The 19,069-nt window shown below is 73.5% G+C and carries 16 protein-coding genes, 1 rRNA gene and 1 pseudogene; 4 read left to right on the top strand and 14 right to left on the bottom strand.

The window, feature by feature from the left end:
- Window positions 1–14: 14 nt before the first annotated feature.
- Window positions 15–1,346 (top strand): FAD-binding oxidoreductase, encoded by a 1,332-nt coding sequence (locus ACFYZB_RS08020; RefSeq protein WP_388755707.1) that lies wholly within the window; start codon window positions 15–17, stop codon window positions 1,344–1,346.
- A 45-nt stretch (window positions 1,347–1,391) separates the two neighbouring features.
- Complete coding sequence (locus ACFYZB_RS08015) at window positions 1,392–3,038, top strand: PucR family transcriptional regulator (RefSeq protein ID WP_351206911.1); 1,647 nt, start codon at window positions 1,392–1,394, stop codon at window positions 3,036–3,038.
- Window positions 3,039–3,257: 219 nt separating this feature from the next.
- Here the strand turns inward: ACFYZB_RS08015 and ACFYZB_RS08010 are convergent, their stop codons facing one another.
- The 7 genes from ACFYZB_RS08010 to ACFYZB_RS07980 all read right to left on the bottom strand — a co-directional run bounded on the left by ACFYZB_RS08010 (window position 3,258) and on the right by ACFYZB_RS07980 (window position 11,006).
- Window positions 3,258–4,394: a glycosyltransferase family 4 protein gene (locus ACFYZB_RS08010; protein WP_388755704.1), complete on the bottom strand. Its 1,137-nt coding sequence runs from the start codon at window positions 4,392–4,394 to the stop codon at window positions 3,258–3,260.
- A 261-nt stretch (window positions 4,395–4,655) separates the two neighbouring features.
- The gene (locus ACFYZB_RS08005; RefSeq protein ID WP_388755701.1) at window positions 4,656–5,408 is read right to left on the bottom strand and encodes a hypothetical protein; all 753 of its coding nucleotides are present in this window, start codon (window positions 5,406–5,408) and stop codon (window positions 4,656–4,658) included.
- A gap of 25 nt (window positions 5,409–5,433) precedes the next feature.
- On the bottom strand, window positions 5,434–7,152 hold the full coding sequence (gene recN / locus ACFYZB_RS08000; protein ID WP_351206957.1) for a DNA repair protein RecN: 1,719 nt from the start codon (window positions 7,150–7,152) through the stop codon (window positions 5,434–5,436).
- Between the two features lie 131 nt (window positions 7,153–7,283).
- Window positions 7,284–8,840 (bottom strand): S8 family serine peptidase, encoded by a 1,557-nt coding sequence (locus ACFYZB_RS07995; RefSeq protein ID WP_388755698.1) that lies wholly within the window; start codon window positions 8,838–8,840, stop codon window positions 7,284–7,286.
- Window positions 8,841–8,978: 138 nt separating this feature from the next.
- Entirely contained in the window at window positions 8,979–9,884 is a 906-nt protein-coding gene (locus tag ACFYZB_RS07990; RefSeq protein WP_388755696.1) for an NAD kinase, read from the bottom strand.
- Window positions 9,881–10,696: a TlyA family RNA methyltransferase gene (locus ACFYZB_RS07985; RefSeq protein WP_388755693.1), complete on the bottom strand. Its 816-nt coding sequence runs from the start codon at window positions 10,694–10,696 to the stop codon at window positions 9,881–9,883. Before ACFYZB_RS07985 ends, ACFYZB_RS07990 begins: the two co-directional genes overlap by 4 nt.
- A 7-nt stretch (window positions 10,697–10,703) precedes the next feature.
- Window positions 10,704–11,006 (bottom strand): hypothetical protein, encoded by a 303-nt coding sequence (locus tag ACFYZB_RS07980; protein ID WP_388755690.1) that lies wholly within the window; start codon window positions 11,004–11,006, stop codon window positions 10,704–10,706.
- A 42-nt stretch (window positions 11,007–11,048) separates the two neighbouring features.
- Between ACFYZB_RS07980 and ACFYZB_RS07975 the strand changes: the two genes are divergently transcribed.
- Window positions 11,049–11,396 (top strand): sterol-binding protein, encoded by a 348-nt coding sequence (locus tag ACFYZB_RS07975; protein WP_351206925.1) that lies wholly within the window; start codon window positions 11,049–11,051, stop codon window positions 11,394–11,396.
- On the opposite strand, the gene ACFYZB_RS07970 is transcribed toward ACFYZB_RS07975, so the two are convergent.
- The 4 genes from ACFYZB_RS07970 to ACFYZB_RS07955 all read right to left on the bottom strand — a co-directional run bounded on the left by ACFYZB_RS07970 (window position 11,380) and on the right by ACFYZB_RS07955 (window position 15,421).
- Window positions 11,380–12,231, bottom strand: coding sequence for an ABC transporter ATP-binding protein (locus ACFYZB_RS07970; RefSeq protein WP_388755688.1), 852 nt, complete (start codon window positions 12,229–12,231; stop codon window positions 11,380–11,382). The two genes, ACFYZB_RS07975 and ACFYZB_RS07970, sit on opposite strands and share 17 nt — an antisense overlap.
- Window positions 12,228–13,259 (bottom strand): FecCD family ABC transporter permease, encoded by a 1,032-nt coding sequence (locus ACFYZB_RS07965; protein WP_388755686.1) that lies wholly within the window; start codon window positions 13,257–13,259, stop codon window positions 12,228–12,230. Before ACFYZB_RS07965 ends, ACFYZB_RS07970 begins: the two co-directional genes overlap by 4 nt.
- A gap of 11 nt (window positions 13,260–13,270) precedes the next feature.
- Entirely contained in the window at window positions 13,271–14,314 is a 1,044-nt protein-coding gene (locus ACFYZB_RS07960) for a FecCD family ABC transporter permease (protein ID WP_388755684.1), read from the bottom strand.
- Window positions 14,315–14,392: 78 nt separating this feature from the next.
- Complete coding sequence (locus ACFYZB_RS07955; RefSeq protein WP_388755682.1) at window positions 14,393–15,421, bottom strand: HAD-IIA family hydrolase; 1,029 nt, start codon at window positions 15,419–15,421, stop codon at window positions 14,393–14,395.
- A gap of 93 nt (window positions 15,422–15,514) precedes the next feature.
- Here ACFYZB_RS07955 and ACFYZB_RS07950 point away from each other — a divergent pair, with 93 nt between their 5' ends.
- The gene (locus ACFYZB_RS07950) at window positions 15,515–16,798 is read left to right on the top strand and encodes a DUF1015 domain-containing protein (protein ID WP_388755679.1); all 1,284 of its coding nucleotides are present in this window, start codon (window positions 15,515–15,517) and stop codon (window positions 16,796–16,798) included.
- A 64-nt stretch (window positions 16,799–16,862) separates the two neighbouring features.
- On the opposite strand, the gene ACFYZB_RS07945 is transcribed toward ACFYZB_RS07950, so the two are convergent.
- The 3 genes and pseudogenes from ACFYZB_RS07945 to rrf all read right to left on the bottom strand — a co-directional run bounded on the left by ACFYZB_RS07945 (window position 16,863) and on the right by rrf (window position 18,891).
- The gene (locus ACFYZB_RS07945) at window positions 16,863–17,594 is read right to left on the bottom strand and encodes a hypothetical protein (RefSeq protein WP_388756500.1); all 732 of its coding nucleotides are present in this window, start codon (window positions 17,592–17,594) and stop codon (window positions 16,863–16,865) included.
- A 165-nt stretch (window positions 17,595–17,759) separates the two neighbouring features.
- Window positions 17,760–18,680: pseudogene (locus ACFYZB_RS07940) on the bottom strand (tetratricopeptide repeat protein); the annotation flags it as partial.
- A gap of 94 nt (window positions 18,681–18,774) precedes the next feature.
- A 5S ribosomal RNA gene (rrf, locus tag ACFYZB_RS07935) occupies window positions 18,775–18,891 on the bottom strand.
- Window positions 18,892–19,069 lie beyond the last annotated feature (178 nt).

Raw genomic sequence — 19,069 nt, 5'->3', positions numbered from 1 at the left:
AGGGGGTCCCGGCCATGGCCACCCGTTCCAAGGCGCACACGGCCCTCGGCGCGCTCCGTGAGGATCTGACGGGCGAGGTCTTCGCCCCGGGAGAGCCGGGCTACGAAGAGGCCCGGCTCGTCTTCAACGCGATGATCGACCGGCGCCCGGCCGTCATCGCCCGGTGCGCGCACCCGGCCGACGTGGCGCGGGCCGTCCGTTTCGCGCGCGAGCTGGACCTGCACATCGCGGTGCGTGGCGGCGGGCAGGGCCTGGCGGGGGCCCGGGTCGACGGCGCGCTCGTGGTGGACCTGCGCCGGATGCACGGGGTCACCGTCGACCCGGCGGCGGAGGCGGTCCGGGTCGAGGGCGGCGCCACGATGGGCGACCTGGACCGGGCGACCCGGCCGTACGGCCTCGCGACCGCCGGCGCCCGTGCTCCGGCCACCGGTGTCGCCGGCTTCGTGCTCGGCGGCGGCACCGGCCGGCTGGACCGTGCCTTCGGTCTCGCCGTGGACGATCTCATCGGGGTCGAGCTGGTGACCGCCGACGCCGAGCGGGTGCACGCGAACGCCGACGAGAACCCCGAGCTGTTCTGGGCGCTGCACGGCGGGGGCGGCAACTTCGGCATCGCGACGGCGCTCACCCTGGAGCTGCACGAGCTGCCGGAGTTCTCCGAGGTGCTGCTGCTGTGCCTGCCGGAGTCCGGCCCGGACGTGGTCCGCACCTTCCGCGAGCTCGTCCGTACCGGTCCGGACGAGGTGGGCGGCGCCGTGATGTATCTGGGCCCGGACAGGGTGCTGTGCGGCGCGCTGCTGACCTACGCGGGTGGCGAGGCGGGGCTGCGTGAACTCGCCGAACCGCTGCTGGCGCTGCCGCACACTGCGGAGCTGACCGGTGCCGAGGCCGGGCGCCTGCTGTGTTCCCCGGGCGGGCGGGCGCACTGGTCGGCGGAGTGCCTGACGGGCCTGCCGGACGAGCTGGTGGACGTCTTCTGTGACCGGGCGCAGGCCGTACCGGCGCCGGGCGGCTTCCGGCCCGTGCTCCTCCCACTGGGCGGTGCGGTCGTCACCGGCCCGGCCGGGTACCCGGTGCCGTACCGGGACGCGCCCTGGCTGCTGCACCCCTTCGCCCGCTGGACGGACCCGGCCGATGACGAGCGTGCCCTCGCCTGGGTGCGGGACACGTGCGCCGACGTCCGGCCGTGGCGCACCGGTGCCGTCCCGCTCGACCTCATCGGCGACGAGGGGCCCGAGCGGGTGCGGGCGGGCCTGGGCGCCGGGAACCTGCTGCGTCTGGAGAAGGTCAAGCGGCGCTGGGACCCCGACAACGTCTTCCGGTTCAACCACAACATCGCGCCCGTGTAGCCCGGAGCTGTCCTGAAGGGCGTTTACGCAGGTAGCGTCCGCTGCATGGACAGCCGTACGGACAACCGATTCGACACCCAGGGCGCCGGGATCACCGTTCAGCGGGCGCTGGAACTGCCCGGTCTGCGCAGCGGGCTGCCGGAGATCCTGGCGGGTGCCGACCGGCTGGGGCGCACGGTGCGCTGGGTGCACGCGGGCGAGGTGCCCAACATCGCCTCGCTGCTCAAGGGCGGCGAGCTGCTCCTGACCACCGGCTACGGCCTCGGCACCCGCCCGGCCGAACAGCGGGCGTTCGTGCGCACCCTCGCCGAGCGCGGGATCGCCGCCCTCGTGGTGGAGCTGGGCCCGCGCTTCAGCCGGCTGCCCTCGGCCCTGGTGGACACCGCCCGCGCCGCCGGACTGCCGTTGGTCCAGCTGCACCGCGAGGTGCCGTTCGTGACGGTGACCGAGGAGATCCACACCGAGATCGTCAACGGCCACTACGCCCTGCTGCAGCGCGCGGAGGAGGTGCACCGGCGGTGCACCGAGGCGCTGCTGGGCGGGGGCGGGGTGCCACAGGTGCTGGGCATCCTGGCGGACTTCAGCGGCAACCCGGTGTTCCTGGAGACGGCCGACGGCCGCCTGCTGTACGCCGCCGGGGAGGGGCCCGAGGGCGCGGACCCGCTGCAGGTGTGGGAGGGGCTGCGCGGCCCGCACAAGGACGCGCCGCCGCCCGCGGGTTCGGTGCTGGTGGACGTGCCCGGCGGCGGGCCCGGTACGGCCGGTTCCGTGCGCGCCCGTCTGGTCCTGCTCCCGGTCCGCGCCCCGCTGGCCCCGGTGCACCGGATCGCCGCCGAGCGGGCCGCGGGCATCCTGGCCGTGGTGCTGATGCAGGCCCGGCAGGAGGAGGAGCTGGCGGCGCGGGGGCGCGGTGACTTCCTCACGGATCTCGCCGAGGGCCGGATCACCGCGGAGGACGCCCCGGCGCAGGCCCGGGTCCTCGGCTTCAAGCCGGGCGACAGCCCGCTGCTGCCGGTGGTGATGCGGATCGGTGACTCCCTTGCGCCCGGCGGGGGTTGGGCGGTGCTGGCGCGGGCGGTCTCCGAGGAGCTGGCCGCCGTGGGCATGCCGGTGCTGCTGGGCGTGCGGCCGGTGGAGGGCCGGGTGCTGGTGCTGCTGGGCCTGCGTGCGGAGGCGGAGCGCGCGGCGGTCGCCGACCGGGTGGCGGCGGCGCTCAGGGCGGGCGTGGAGCGGGCCGGGATGCGCCGGCCCGGCTCGCCGCCGCCGGTCGTGGTGGTCGGTGTGGCGGGCGGCTGGGCGGCCGCCTCCGCGGGGCTGCGGCACGCGGCGGAGACGGCGACGGCCGCGCAGGGCCTGACCGACCGGCCCTGGTACGACGCCCGCCGCCTCGACATCGACCTGCTGCTGTGGCGGCTGCGCGACCATCCGGACCTCGCCGCGTTCGTGGACCGGGCGATCGGCCCGCTGCGCGATCACGACAACCGGTCCAAGCCGCCGCTGCTGCCGACCCTGCAGACCTATCTGGCGCACGCCGGCCGCAAGGCGGAGACGGCCCGCGAACTCCACCTCAACCGGCAGACCCTGTACAACCGGCTCGCCCGCATCGGGGAGTTGCTGGGCACCGACCTCGACGACCCGCAGACGGTCCTGGCGTTGAGCCTGGCCCTGCGGGCCCGCAGACACGTGCCCTAGTGCCCCAACAGGCAACGTTCGCCCCGTCGCGACGCCCGGCACGCTCCCCCACTGCCTTAAGGGCGTGGGAGGTGCCCCCACTCGCCGCACCGGGCACAAGCCCAAGTACATCCAGTACGAGGACTTGCACCCGGCACTCCCCCAGCCTTCGGCCGGGGGGACCCCCAGAGCACGCACCGGACGCCGCTCCTTGACGGGCAAACGTTGCCTGCCGGGGCACTAGGCCAGCGGTCGCGGCTGTGTCAACTCGTCGTAGACGCTGAGCACTTGGGCGACCGTCTCGTCCTCGGTCGGCCAGCCGGCGGCCTGCCGCACCCCGCGCTCGCGCAGCTCCTCCCGGCGCTCCGGGTCCGCGAGGAGCCGGACGACGGTGGCCGCGAGCGCCTCCGGATCGCCGTACGGGACGAGTTCGGCCGCGTCGCCGACGAGGTCGGGGATGCCGCCGACCCGGGTCGCGACGAGCGGCACGCGCGCGTAGAGGGCCTCCTGGGCGAGGACGGACCTCGACTCCCAACTGCTCGTGAGCAGCGCGAGATCGGCGGCGGCGAGCAGATCGGGCACGTCCTCGCGGCGCCCGACGAGCCGCACCGGCAGCTCCTCGTCCTCGATCCGCCGCTGCAGCGCCGCCCGCAGCGGTCCCTCTCCGGCGATGACGACCAGCGGCACCGGGTCCAGGTCCCGCCAGGCGCGGGCCGCGTCGAGCAGGTGGTCGTAGCCGCGCTGCCGGTCGAGGGAGCCGACCGCGATGAGCAACGGGCGGTCGATGGCGCCGAGTTCCGCCCGGACCTTGGGGCGCAGCGGGTCGGGTTCGTCGAGGATGACGGGCCGCCGCTGCCCCGGCAGGCCGACGGCGGCGAGCCGGGCGTCCCGCGCCCCCGTGTCCCGGGCCCGGTCCACCAGGTCGGAGCTGGTGCCGAGGACCACGGCCGCCGTCCGCACCACCCGCCGCTCCAGCAGCCGCAGCAGATGCGCCCGCGGGCCCTCCGCCTGGGCCCGGTCGTGCCAGGTGACCACCAGCGGGGTGCTCCGGCCGCCGAGTGCGAGGACGGCCCGGAAGGAGGCGTGCAGTCCGTGCGCGTGCACCAGGTCGGCGTGGGCGCAGGCCGTGCGCAGCGCGGCCACGGAGACGGGGTCGCTGCTGCGCGGCACGTGCACGTGGTCGGCACCGGTGCCGGTGAAGTCGTAGGCGCGGTCGGCCTCGACGGGGGCGCACACCGTGACCCGCACGCCCCTCGCCACGAGCCCCTCGGCCAGCGAGCGCACGTGCGCGCTGCTGCCGGCGTTGCCCCCGCCCAGCACCTGCACGGTGCGCAGCGGCGACTGGCCGTGCGGTGCGTTGCTGCTCAGGGGGCTCACGGGGCCGGGGCTCCTGGTTCGGCGTGGGCGGTCACGAGGAAACGTACAGAAGGTAGCGGGCTCAAGGGGGCGGAAGGACGTACCCCGCGCGCCCTCCCGCGCGGACCGTGTGCCTTCAAGCATGCCAGGGGACACGGCCGTTACGGGAAATCCGGAGGGCGCACTGTGCGGCGGGCCGGGGCAATGCGCCGGAGCACGTCACCCACACGGGTGAACAAAGGTCCGGCGCGGGCGAACGCTGTGCGATCGCGTCCGGCGAGGTCACACGCTCACAGCGCCCGCCCAGGCACTCACCCGGTCCCCGTGGACGGCGGCGGCCACGACCGCGACGGCGTGTACGAACAGTCCCGCGCGCCGGTTGCCCGCCACGACGGCCGCCCCCAGCGCGGCACCGAGCGCGTGCGCCCCCGTGTCCCCGATCATCACGCGCTCCCCGAGGTCGTCGGGCAGGACGGCCGCGGCGCCGCCCATCGCGACGGCCGACAGTTCGCTCCCCCGCCCCTTGCGCAGCAGCCCCGGCGCCCCGAGCGCGAGCACCGCGCCCGCGGCCCGCCCGGGCCGTACGTCGACGAGGTTCACGAAGTGCGCGGTACCGGCGATCACGATCCCGGCGAGCAGCTTGTCCAGCGGCCGCTCCTTCATCAGCGCCCCCGCGACCAGCCCGGCGGCCGAGATCCCGAACAACTTCACGGCCCCGCTGGTGACTTCGCCGTCCCGCAAGGCCCGCAGATGCGCCCGGAACCCCCGCCGGTCGTCCCCGGCGACATCGTCGTACGCCCCGCAGACCCCGGCGGCGAGCACGGCGAGCCCGGCCGCGGGACGCACCCGCGCGGCGGCCACGGCCGCACCGAGCGCCGAGGCGGGCCCGGCGTAGAGCTCGACCGTGCGCCCGGCGTGGTTCTTCCGTTCCCAGCGCTCCCGTCCGCCGGGCGGATCGCTGCGGAGCAGGGCCTGGCCGGCCCGGGTGACCGCGGCGGACAGCAGGAAGGAACGGAACTCACGCTTGCCGATCATCCCGCCACCCTAGAAGCCCAGCCGCCTACAGGTCCGCCCGGGCCGTCGCCAGCAGTTCCTCCGCGTGGGCGCGGGCCGTCTCGGAGTCCTCCTGGCCGGCCAGCATCCGGGACAGCTCGCGGATGCGCTCCTCGCCCTCCAGGACCTTCACGCCGGAGCGGGTGACCGAACCGTCGTTGGTCTTCTCGACCAGCAACTGCCGGTCGGCGAAGGCGGCGACCTGGGGCAGGTGGGTGACGACGACGACCTGTGCGGTCCTGGCGAGCTTCGCCAGCCGGCGCCCGATCTCGACCGCTGCCTTGCCGCCGACACCGGCGTCGACCTCGTCGAAGAGGTACGTCGGCACGGGGTCGGTGCCCGCGAACACGACCTCCACGGCGAGCATCACCCGGGACAGCTCACCGCCGGACGCGCCCTTGGCGATGGGCCGCGGCGGGGCACCAGGGTGCGGGGCGAGCAGCAGCTCGACCTCGTCCACGCCCGAGGGCCCGTAGGCGACCGTACGCCCCCCGACCTCGACGCCCTCCGGGTCCTCGGTCTGCCGGATGTCGAACGACACGCGCGCGTGGGGCATCGCCAGCGAGGCCAGCTCGGCCGTCACGGCGGCGGCGAACCGCTCGGCGGCATCGGCCCGCGCGTCCGTCAACGCCTGGGCCAGACCGCCCAGTTCGACACGGAGCGCATCCCGTTCGGCGGTCAGCTCCCCGATCCGTTCGTCGTCGCCGTCCAGCTCGGTGAGCCGGGCGGCGCTCTGCTCGGCCCAGGCGAGGACGGCGTTCACGTCCTCGCCGTACTTCCGCGTCAACGCGGTCAGCGCCGCCCGCCGCTCCTCCACCGCGGCCAGCCGCAGCGGATCGGCGTCCAGGTCGTCGGCGTACCCCGCCAGCTCCCCGGCGACATCGCCGAGCAGGATGCCGATCTCCCCGATCCGGTCGGCGAGGGAGGCCAGCGCCGGGTCGTGCGAGCGCACGGCCTCCAGCGCGCGGTGGGCGCCCGCGACGAGGGCCTGGGCGTCGATCCCCTCGGGGTCCTCGGGATTGCCCGCGAGAGCGGCGTGCGCGGCCGTCGCGGCGGACGACAGCGCCTCGGCGTGCCCCAGCCGCTCGGCCTCCTCGGACAGCTCGGCGTCCTCCCCGGCGCGCGGCTCCACGGCGGCGATCTCCTCGAGGCCGTACCGCAGCATGTCGGCTTCCTGCGCCCGCTCACGCGCGCGCGTGGTGATCTCCTCCAGCTCGGTGGCGACGGACCGCAGCCGCCGGTAGGCCTCGGTGTACTTGGCGAGCGGTACGGCGACGGCGTCGCCCGCGTACCGGTCCAGGGCCTGCCGCTGCCGGGACAGCTTCAGCAGCCCCTGCTGGTCGGTCTGCCCGTGCACGGCCACCAGGTCGTCGGCCAGGTCGGCGAGCAGCCCCACGGGCACGCTGCGCCCGCCCAGATGGGCCCGGGAACGGCCCTCGGCGGAAACGGTACGGCTGATCAGCAGGGCCCCGTCGTCCAGCTCGGCCCCGGCCTCCTCCGCGCGTACGACGGCGGCGGCGTCGGCGGGGACGGTGACCCGCCCCTCCACGACCGCCTTCTCCGCCCCGATCCGCACCAGCGCCGGGTCCGCCCGCCCACCGAGCAGCAGCCCCAGGCTGGTGACCACCATGGTCTTGCCCGCACCCGTCTCACCGGTGACGGCGGTGAACCCGGGCGACAGCTCGACGACGGCATCGTCGATGACCCCGAGCGACCGTATCCGCATCTCCTCCAACACGGACAAGACCTTACGAGGTGAGGGGCCGGGATTGCGACGGACCCCGGCCCGGTTGTGTGAAGGTGCAGGTGACGAATGCGGATCGGGCTCACATTGTCACCCGGGCGAGTGCAGCGCCCTCAGTGCAGTCCCTTGAGGAGGGCGACTCCGTCGGGCACGCCCCAGCCGGTGACGGCGTCGTACCCCTCCTGCACCGGGTAGCCCACCGCGGGCGGGTTGGAGGCGTTGTCGTGGCCGGCGGCGATGTCCCGGCAGGCGGCCCGGCCGAGCGGTGTGCCGTTGGCTCCGCCCTGGTAGAGCAGCGGCGTGAGGAAGCGCTGCTGCTTCTCCGGGGGCAGCAGGGCGTTGATGCGGGCGATGAGGGACGCCCACAGCGGGGTGGAGGCGCTGGTGCCGCCGTTGGGCCTCAGCTCGCCGAGGAACGTCAGGTCGTACAGCGGGCGGCCGGCGAGCGCCGCGACGTCCGGCACCACTCGCCCCCTGATGCCGTCCGGGTTCAGGGAGTCCACCTTGATGTGCTGCTGGTAGTCCGGACGCGCGAAGTGCACGGAGACACCGCCCCCGCTCGAGCCGCCGCCGTGATCGGTCCGCCGGCCGGGCGCCTCCCACCAGGCGACCTCCTGTCCGGACGCGTCGATCATCGTGCCGCCGACGCTCAGCACGTACGGACTGGCGCTCGGGAAGCCGACATGTGCGCGTCCGTCCGCGCTCTGGTGCCCCGCACCGTCGTCACCGGAGGAGACGCAGACCGTGACGCCCTTCTTCGTCGCACCCTCGAGGCGCTTGCTGATCTCGTCGATCGCGTTGCCCGACCAGCCGGGGTTGTCCTCGGCACGGCTCCAGCTGATGGACACCGCCACCGGCCTGTCCGCGACCACCCGGTCGATCATCTCGATCCAGCCCTGCTGGTCGAACGTGGCGAAGTAGACCGAGATCTGTGCCGCCTGACAGAGACCGGCGACGATCTGCACGTCCATCATCACCTCGCCCGCCGCGTCGATCTCGTCCTGCTGCTGCTGCGGTGACAGCTGCTGGAACTCCTGCGCCGACAGCGGCTCCAGGTTCAGGGGCACCACCTCGACCTGCGGCACCTGCAGACCGTGCCGGTCGCAGAAGGACTGCAGATCATCGGCGGTGAAAAAGCCCTCGAACTCGGCGATGCCGATCCGCTGCCCCTCTGCCTGGCCTGCCGGGAAGTTGTACATCTTCGCCAGGTCGTCCGGCGTGAACGAGCCGTGGAAACCCGATCCCTTGACGGCCGAGCGCTGGGCCATCCGCCGCTGGTCCAGCCCGAAGACACCGGTCACGATTCCGTCGAGTTCGGCCGGGATCCTCAGCTCGCCCTCGCGTCCGCGGAACTCGCCCTGATCGGGGCTCTCGTAGATGCCGAGGTTCGCCGCGAAGGCGGCGTTCATGGCGGAGACGGGGCCACTCGCCACGATGCTGCCCGGTTCGAGCCGGACCTCGTCGACGGTGAGGCCGCACCGTTCGAGCACGGCCTTCGTCTTCTCCGCGTCCTGGCTTCGCTCGACCGGGATCCGGTCGCCGGTGACCACCGGCCCGCGCAAGGTGAGGGTCACCCTCACCTGGTCCTGCGGGGCCGCGTCCCGCAGCCGGGTCGCGCCGGCCTTGGCCGGCCGTGCGCTCCCCGCCAGCACCACGTGCTGCTTGCTCATCGTCGTCGTCTCCTCGCCTCTGAACCGCCTGACACAGGGAGACATATCCGGAAATTGCCGACAACATATGCCGACGGTGGCCCGTGCCACCCGGACAGGCCACCGCCTGCCCGGCATGGAGTACGCGCGAACGAGCCGCTAGTGCGGCGCCCCCCGCCACCCCGTGGTCGGCAGCGCGAACTTCGCCACAATGCGATCGGTGAAGGACGAATGGTGCAGCCGGGCCAAACGCACCGGCACGGCCCCCCGCCGCACCTCCACCCGCGCCCCCGGCGGCAACTCGACCGTCCGCCGCCCGTCGCACCACAGCACCCCCGACGGGACGTGCGGCAGCACCTCCACCGCGAGCACCGAATCCGGCGAGGTCACCAGCGGCTTCGCGAACAGCGCGTGCGCGCTGATCGGCACCATCAGCAGCGCCTCCACCTCGGGCCACACCACGGGCCCGCCCGCGGAGAAGGCGTACGCCGTGGAGCCGGTCGGCGTGGAGAGCACGACGCCGTCGCACCCGAACCCCGTCACCGGGCGCCCGTCGATCTCCAGCACGACTTCCAGCAGCTTCTCGGCGCCGGCCTTCTGCACGGCCGCCTCGTTCAGCGCCCAGTCCGTGTGCACGATGTCCCCGTTGCGGTGCACGACGACGTCGACGGTCATCCGCTCCTCGACCTCGTACGACCGCGCCACCACCCGGTCGACCACCCGATCGAGGTCGTCCCGCTCGGCCTCCGCGAGGAACCCCACCCGCCCGAGGTTGACGCCGAGCATCGGCACCCCGGAGGCGCGGGCGAACTCGGCGCCCCTCAGCAGTGTGCCGTCGCCGCCGAGCACGATCAGCAGCTCGCACCCGTCGAGGCACTGCGGAGTGGCCTCCTTGACCAGCTGCACCTCGTCCGGCAGCGGCAGGTCGCGCGCCTCCTCCTCCAGCACCCGCACCCCGATGCCGTGCCGCAGCAGGCCCTTGACGACGAGTTCCGCACTGCGGATCGCCGCGGGCCGCCCGGTGTGGGCGAGCAGGAAAACAGTACGCACCAGGTTCTGTGTCAACGCGGCCCCTCCGCCACTGCACGGTCGACGTCGGCCGGGTCCACCTCGGGTGCCCCCGCCCGCAGCCAGAGAAAGTACTCGACGTTCCCCGAGGGGCCGGGCAGCGGACTCGCGGTGACGCCCTGCACCCCGAGCCCCAGCTCCCAGGCCTTCCCGGCCACTCCCCGCACGGCCTCCGCCCGCAACTGCGGACTCCGTACGACACCCCCGCTGCCGAGCCGCTCCTTGCCGACCTCGAACTGCGGCTTGACCATCATCACCAGGTCGGCGTCCGGCTTCACACACCGCTTCAGGGCCGGCAGCACCAGCCCGAGCGGGATGAAGGACAGATCGCCCACGACAAGATCCACAGGTTCCCCATCGATCGCCTCGAGCGTCAACTCGCGTACGTTCGTACGGTCCTTGACGGTGACGCGTTCATCGTTCCGGAGAGACCAGGCGAGCTGCCCGTAGCCGACGTCCACGGCGACGACGTGCGCGGCGCCCGCGCGCAGCAGGACGTCGGTGAAGCCGCCGGTGGACGCGCCGGCGTCCAGCGCGCGCCGGCCCTCGACCACGAGGCCCTGCGGCACGAAGACCTCCAGCGCGCCGGCGAGCTTGTGCCCGCCGCGGGAGACGTACTCGGGGTCGCTGTCGTCGGCCTGGACCACGATGGCCGCGGCGGTCTCCACCTGGGTGGCCGGCTTGGTCGCCACGGTCCTGCCGACGGTGACCCGCCCGGCGGCGATCAGCTGGCCGGCGTGCTCGCGCGAGCGCGCGAGCTTCCGGCGGACCAGCTCCGCGTCCAGACGGCGGCGTGCGACTCCTGCCACGTTCGGTTCAGCTCCTGCTCTGGTGGTACGAGGGTGACGGGGGGGCCGGAGGCCCCGGGCGGGCGTCGAGCGCGGTGAGCGCGTCGCGCAACCCCCCGTGTACATCCTCGTACACCTCGATGTGGCCGTCGGTGGCGAGGTGGTCGGCGTCGGCCAGCCGCTCCAGCCGGTCGTCGACCTCGGCATGGCCGGTGGGGGTGCGCGGGACGTTCAGGGGGGCGGGCGCGGCGGGGTCGTACGCCTGAAGTGCCTCCGCCGCCTCCCGCACCGAATCCTGCGGGTTCTCCGTCTCCGGAACCGAGTCGCTCATGCCCCGACGCTACCGCGAACCGCTGGGGTACCGTCGTGGGCGATGGCCACGATCGAGGAGTGCCGCGCCGCACTGGGAAAGCTTTCGGACAACATGCAGGGCGCCGAGGGCGACGTCGGAGCGGCCGCCGCCCTGGACCGCTCGGTGAGCTGTCACATCACCGACCTGGACGTCACCTTCGCCGGCCGGATGACGGGCGGGCGGATCGAGGTGGACGAGACCCACCCCGGCCCGCCGCGGGAGAAGGCGCAGCTCAGGCTCGCCATGGCCGGGGACGACCTGGTGGCCCTGGTGGACGGCGAGCTGAACTTCGCGACCGCCTGGGGCAGGGGCCGGGTGCGGCTGGAGGCGAACCTGCTGGATCTGTTCCGGCTCAGGAAGCTGCTGTGACCTTCTCCGAGCGTGCCGTGCGCGCCGCCGGCACCACCAGCGGCGTCCCGGTCTCCGGGTCGTCGATGACCTGACAGCGCAGCCCGAACACCCGCTCCACCAGCTCGGCCGTGACGATGTCGTTCGGGGCGCCCTCGGCGATCACCTCGCCGTCGCGCAGGGCGATGAGGTGGGTGGCGTAGCGGGCCGCGTGGTTCAGGTCGTGCAGGACGGCGACGAGGGTGCGGCCCTGGGTCTCGTGCAGCTCGGCGCACAGGTCGAGGACGTCGATCTGGTACTGGATGTCCAGGTAGGTGGTCGGCTCGTCCAGGAGCAGCAGCGGGGTCTGCTGGGCGAGCGCCATGGCGATCCACACCCGCTGCCGCTGTCCGCCGGACAGTTCGTCGACGTACCGGTCGGCCAGTTCGGCGACCCCCGTCTGCCGCATCGACTCCTGCACGACCCGCTCGTCCTCCGCCGACCACTGGCGCAGCAGGCCCTGGTGCGGGTAGCGGCCCCGGCCGACCAGGTCGGCGACGGTGATGCCGTCGGGCGCGATGGACGACTGGGGCAGCAGGCCGAGGGTGCGGGCGACCTTCTTGGCGGGCATCGACTGGATGACCTGCCCGTCGAGCAGCACCCGGCCCTGGCTGGGCCTGAGCATCCGCGACAGCGCCCGCAGCAGCGTCGACTTGCCGCACGCGTTCGGGCCGACGATCACCGTGAAGGAGTTGTCCGGGATCTCCACGGACAGCCGCTCGGCGATGACGCGCTGGTCGTAGGCGAGGGTGACGTTCTCGGCGGACAGGCGGTTCACAGTGCTCCTCGGGTTGTTCGGCGCGCCGGTGGCGGTCATATCCGGCCCGCCCTGCGCTCGGTGACCAGCAGCCACAGCAGATAGGCGCCGCCGAGGACGCCGGTGACCACGCCGACGGGCAGCTGGTCGGCACCGAAGGCGCGCTGGGAGGCCCAGTCGGCGGCGACCAGCAGGGCGGCGCCCATGCAGAGGGAGGGCACGAGGTTCGGGCCCGGCGAGCGGGTCAGGCAGCGGGCCAGCTGGGGGGCGGTGAGCGCGACGAAGCTGACCGGTCCGGCGGCGGCGGTGGCGGCCGCGGTGAGCAGTACGGCGGAGACCATCAGCACCAGCCGGACGCGCTGCACGCGCACGCCGAGGGCGTTCGCGACGTCGTCGCCCATCTCCAGCATCCGCAGGCCGCGCGCGTTGGCGAGGACCAGCGGGACCAGGACGGCACACAGCGCGAGCAGCGGCCAGACCTGGTCCCAGTCACGGCCGTTGAGAGAGCCGGTCATCCACACCACCGCGCGGGCCGCGTCGACCAGGTCGGCCTTGGTGAGCAGATAGCCGTTGACCGCGGTGGCGATCGCGGAGACACCGATGCCGACCAGGACGAGCCGGTATCCGTGCACGCCCTGCTTCCAGGCGAGCAGATAGATGGCGAGTCCGGTGACCAGGCCGCCGATCAGCGCGCCGGCGGTGACCTGGGTGGTGCTGCCGGACAGCAGCACGATGACGACCAGCGCGCCGGCCGTCGAGCCCTGGGAGAGGCCCAGCACGTCCGGGCTGCCGAGCGGGTTGCGGGAGACGGACTGGAACAGCGCGCCGCCGAGGCCCAGCGAGGCGCCCACCAGCAGCCCGACGAGGACGCGCGGCAGTCGCAGCTCGTTCACGATGAAGTCCTGGTAGGCGTTGCCGTTCCCGGCGAGGGTCCTGAGCACGTCGGCCGCCGGGATCTTCGCGTCCCCGGTGCCGATCAGCGCGATGCCGGCGGCACCGGCGGCGGCCGACAGCAGGACGACGACGAGCAGGACCCGCAGGTCCAGGCGCAGGGACAGCCCGCCGGGAGTGCGGACGGCCCGGGTCATGGTTCGGCTCTTCACAGCTGGGCCGTCCTCCGCCGTCGTACGAGAAAGATGAAGACCGGGCCGCCGATGATCGCGGTGACGATGCCGACCTGGAGTTCCGAGGGGCGGGCCACGACCCGGCCGACGACGTCGGCGCCGAGCAGCAGCACGGGCGACAGGACCGCGGCGTACGGCAGGATCCAGCGCAGGTCCGGGCCGGTGAAGGAGCGCACGACGTGCGGCACCATCAGGCCGACGAAGACGATCGGGCCGCAGGCGGCGGTCGCGGCACCGCACAGGACGGTGGCGGCGAGCATGGCCAGGGCGCGGGTGCGGCCCAGGTGGGCACCGAGGGCGCGGGCGGTGTCGTCACCCATCGCCACGGCGTTCAGCGGCCGGGCCAGCGCGAGCGCGAGGACCATGCCGGCCGCGAGGAACGGCAGCACCTGCACGATGGTCGAGTGCGTGGCCGAGGCGAGCGAACCCACCGTCCAGAAGCGCATCCTGGCCAGCGCCGCGTCGTCCAGGATCATCGCGGCCTGGAGATAGCCGTACAGCGCGGCGCTGATCGCCGTACCGGCGAGCGCGAGCCGCACCGGGGTGGCGCCGCGGCTGCCGCCGAGGAACCACACCAGCGCGCCGACCGCCGCCGCCCCGAGGAAGGCGAACCACACATAGCCGGTGAGGCTGGTGACGCCGAAGTACGTGATGGCCGTGACGACGGCGGCCGAGGCACCGGCGTTGATCCCGAGCAGTCCGGGGTCGGCCAGCGGATTGCGGGTGAGCGCCTGCAGCACGGCGCCCGCGAGGCCGAGCGCGGCACCGGCGAGCAGCCCCAGGACCGTACGCGCGAGCCGCTCGTCCACGACGACGTCGCCGTACGTCCCCGTGTCGTGGAACAGGCCGTGCCAGACCTGGTCCACCGACAGCGATTTCGCCCCGATCGCGATGCTCGCCAGGGCGACGAGCACCAGGATCGCGGCGGAGACCAGGAGCCCAAGGGCCCTTGCCGCCCGGCGGGTTGGGGGCGCGGGGGCGGTTTCCGCGCGCGGTTCCGGAGGACTGTCGACCAACACGAGGTTAGGTTAGCCTACCCTCGCTATCGGTCTCGAGCCCCGGGGTGCGCAGGCGTCACGATCCGCCCCGCACCCTGCTCACAGTCCGAGCCGCGCCAGCGCCTTCCCCCCGTCCAGCCCGCAGGAGCCCTCGCCGGCCGCCGTCCAGGCCGCCGCGCACAGCGCACGCAGCCCGTCCAGCGGCTCCCCGTCGCCCTCCAGCTCCAGCCGGTCCGCCCCGGCCGTCGCCGTCCAGCCACCGCACCGGAAGCCCTCCGTGAGCGGGGTGACCTCCGGCTGCCCGGTGAGCATCCCGCGCAGATCGGCGTCCACATACGTCGGACGGTGCTGCGGCGGCGCCGCGAGCAGCTGGGCGCCGTCGGTGACACCGGTCAGCACCAGCAGCGAGTCCACCCCGCCGTTGAACGCGCCCTCGATGTCCGTGTCCAGCCGGTCCCCGACCACCAGCGGCCGCTTCGCGCCGGTCCGGATGATCGTCTCCCGGTGCATCGGCGGCAGCGGCTTGCCCGCCACCTGCGGCTCCTTGCCCGTCGCGATCCGTACGACCTCCACCGCCGCCCCGTTGCCCGGCGCGATGCCCCGCCCGCTCGGGATCGTCAGGTCGGTGTTGGACGCGAACCACGGCACCCCGCGCGCGACGGCGTACGACGCCTCCGCGAACCGGCCCCAGGTCAGCTCCGGCCCGCCGTAACCCTGCACGACCGCCGCCGGATCGTCGTCCGCCGACTCCACCGGCGTCAGGCCCCGCTCGCGCAGCGCCACCCGCAGCCCCTCGCCGCCGATCACCAGCACCCGCGCCCCGGCCGGCACCTGCTCGCCGATCAGCCGCGCGACCGCCTGCGCGGAGGTGATGACGTCATCGGCACCCGCCGGTATGCCCAGCTCCGTCAGGTGCTCGGCCACCGCGTCCGGCGTCCGCAGCGCGTTGTTCGTGACGTACGCCAGATGCATACCGCCCGAGCGCGCCACCGCCAGCGAGTCGACCGCGTGTGCGATCGCGCTCCCGCCGGCGTACACCACCCCGTCCAGATCGAGCAGCGCCGTGTCGTACGCCTCGCTCAGGGGCTGCCCACTGCCCTCGGGCCTCGTCCTGACCGCCTGGCTCATTCCACATCGCTCCTCGTTCACCGACGTCCGAAGGCTGTCCATCGCCTTTCCCCCGATCATCCCGCACGCCACTGACACACGTACGATGCCGGGATGAACACTGCAGGTCACTCGGAAGCAACGGCGCGCCAGGGCCTGGAACTCACGCCGTTCCGCGGCCTTCGCTACGACCCCGACCGGGTCGGCAGCCTCGCCTCCGTCACCTCCCCGCCGTACGACGTCGTCGTACGCCCCGACGGGGTGCACCACCTCCAGTCCGCCGACCCGTACAACATCGTCCGGCTGATCCTGCCGCAGGCCGGCACCCCGAGCGCCCGCACCGAGCAGGCGGCCGACACCCTGCGCCGCTGGCTGGACGAGGGCGTCCTCACCGCGGACCCCGAACCCGGCCTGTACGTCTACGAGCAGCGCGACGAGAGCGGCATGCTCCAGCGCGGTGTGATCGGCGCCCTGCGGGTCTCGGCGCCAGCCGAGGGCGTGGTGCTGCCGCACGAGGACGTCATGCCGCCCGTGGTCGCCGACCGCGCGGCCCTGATGCGGGCCACGCGCGCGAACCTGGAACCGCTGCTGCTGACCTACCGCGGCGACGGCAGGGCGGCCGAGGTCGTCGAGCGCACGGCGGAGAAGCCCCCGCTGCTGGACACGACCACCGAGGACGGCTACCACCACCGCCTGTGGTCCGTCACCGACCCCGCCGACCTGGCCCGCATCCGCTCCGACCTCGCCCACCAGCAGGCCCTGATCGCCGACGGCCACCACCGCTGGGCCACCTACCTGCGGCTGCGCGCCGAGCACCCCTCCCCCAGCCCCTGGGACCACGGCCTGGTCCTGCTCGTCGACACCGCCCGCTATCCGTTGCGCGTCCGCGCCATCCACCGCCTGCTGCACGGCCTGCCGGTCGCGGACGCGCTCGCGGCGGTCCAGGGGCTGTTCCGGGTACGGCGCCTCGACACACCGCTCACCGAGGCCCTGGAGACCCTCGCGGACGCCTCCTGCGCGGGCAACGCCTTCCTGCTGGCCGGCGACGGCGCCTTCCACCTCCTCGACCGCCCGGACCCGGACCTGCTGGCACGGACGATCCCGGCCGACCGCCCGGCCGCCTGGCGCTCCCTGGACGCCACGGTCCTGCACGCCACGCTCCTCGACCACGTCTGGCACATCCCCGAGGACTCCCCGGCCCACATCGCGTACATCCACGACACCGCCGCGACGGTCGCCAAGGCGGAACGCGACGGCGGTACGGCCGTCCTGATGCACCCGGTCCGCGAGGAGGTCGTACGCGACCTGGCCCGCCAGGGCGTCACGATGCCCCGCAAGTCGACGTCGTTCGGCCCGAAGCCGGCGTCGGGGCTGGTGCTGCGGGCACTGGACATCTGAGGGCCCGGAACGGCGAAGAGGGCGGGCTCCCTCGGGGAACCCGCCCTCTTCTCAGTGGCTTTCGTCAGTCCTCGTCGCCCTCTTCCTCCGAGGGCTCGACGGACTCGGCCTCACCCTCGTCCAGGGCGTCGACGAACTCCACGCCGTCCAGCTCGGCGAGCCGGTCGGAGGCGTCCGTGCTGCCGTCCCGGTCGGCCTCCACGGCCTTCGCGAACCACTCCCGCGCCTCCGCTTCCCGGCCGACGGCCAGCAGGGCGTCGGCGTAGGCGTACCGCAGGCGCGCGGTCCACGGCTGAACCGAGTTGGAGGCGAGCTCCGGGCTCTGCAGGGTCACGATGGCCGCGTCCAGCTGGCCCATGTCACGCCGGGCACCGGCCGCGACGAGCCGCATCTCGACCTGACCGGCCTTGTCCAGCTTGTGCACCTCCGGCGCACCGGCCATGTCCAGCGCCTTCTCCGGCCGCCCGAGCCCGCGCTCGCAGTCGGCCATCACCGGCCACAGCTCCACGGATCCCGTCATCCGCCGCGCGGCCCGGAACTCGGCGAGGGCCTCGCCGTACTTCTGGTTGGCATACGCCGCGAATCCGCCGGCCTCGCGTACGGCGGCCACGCGGGACGCCAGCCGCAGGGCCACCTTGGAGTAGCCGTAGGCGCCCTCGGGGTCCTCGTCGATGAGCCGTGCGACCATCACCAGGTTCTTGGCGACGTCGTCCGCGAGCGTCTTGGGCAGGCTCTGGAGCTCCTGCCGGACGTCCTTGTCGATCTCGTCGCCCGTGACGTCCTCCGGGATCGGCAGCCGCTTGATCGGCTCGCGGTCCCGGTCGCGGTCACGCTCGTCGCGGAACCGGCCACCGCCCCGCCGGTCGTCACGCCGGTCGTCACGTCCTCGGAAGCCACCGGGCCGCCCACCACGGTCGTCCCGACGGGGCCCACGGTCACCACGGTCGTCCCGGCCACGGAAGCCTCCGCGGTCGCCCCGGCTGTCGTCACGGCGGTCGTCGCGGCGGAAGCCTCCGCGGTCGCCGCGGTGGTCGTCGCGCCGGCCGTAGCCGCCACGGTCGTCGTCACGGCGGAAGGACGGACGGTCGCCACCCCGGTCGTCACGACGCTCGTCACGCCGGTCGTCACGGCGGAAGCCACGGTCGTCGCGGCGGTCGTCCCGACGCGGACCACGGTCACGGTCGTCCCGCTGGAACGCCGGACGCGCGCCCCGATCCCCCTCACGACGATCGTCCCTACGGCCATAACCACCACGGTCGTCACGCCGGAACCCACCCCGGTCATCACGACGCTCATCACGCCGGTCACCACGGTGGTCATCACGCCGGTCGTCGCGGCGGTCGTCGCGGCGGAAGCCTCCGCGGTCGCCGCGGTGGTCGTCGCGCCGGCCGTAGCCGCCACGGTCGTCGTCACGGCGGAAGGACGGACGGTCGTCACGCCGGTCGTCACGCCGGTCGTCACGGCGGAAGCCACGGTCGTCGCGGCGGTCGTCCCGACGCGGACCACGGTCACGGTCGTCCCGCTGGAACGCCGGACGCGCACCCCGATCCCCCTCACGACGATCGTCCCTACGGCCATAACCACCACGGTCGTCACGCCGGAACCCACCCCGGTCATCACGACGCTCATCACGCCGGTCACCACGGTGGTCATCACGCCGGTCACCACGGTGGTCATCGCGGCGGTCGTCACGCCGGTCGTCGCGGCGGAAGCCTCCGCGGTCGCCGCGGTGGTCATCGCGCCGACTGCCGTAAGCGCCACGTTCGTTGTCGCGGCGGAAGCCGCCACGGTCGCCGCGGTAGCCGCCGCGGTCACCGCGGTCACCACTGTCCCGTCGCCGCTGGTCGCGCTCCGGTCGGTCGTCGGGAGAGTTGGTGGACATGGTGACTCCTGTCTTCGGTACCGCAAGCATTGTAAAAACGAAAGGACCCCTGGTCCCAGCTGAACGCTGGTGACCAGGGGTCCCCCCAAAGATTGTTCGGCGGCGTCCTACTCTCCCACAGGGTCCCCCCTGCAGTACCATCGGCGCTGTGAGGCTTAGCTTCCGGGTTCGAAATGTAACCGGGCGTTTCCCTCACGCTATGACCACCGAAACCCTAATGGTTTCGAGCGAACAAGCACACTCTGTAGTTATGCGTTCTGCTCTGAAGCCGGCAACAGTCGTTGCCTCAGAACTAACACAGTGGACGCGAGCAACTGAGGACAAGCCCTCGGCCTATTAGTACCGGTCACCTCCACCAGTTACCTGGCTTCCAGATCCGGCCTATCAAC

Origin of the sequence: Streptomyces sp. NPDC001852 (assembly GCF_042891825.1) — a bacterium.
Classification (GTDB): domain Bacteria; phylum Actinomycetota; class Actinomycetes; order Streptomycetales; family Streptomycetaceae; genus Streptomyces.
The sequence above is the reverse complement of the archived record's forward strand: the minus strand, read 5'-3'. Positions and strand labels throughout refer to the sequence as shown.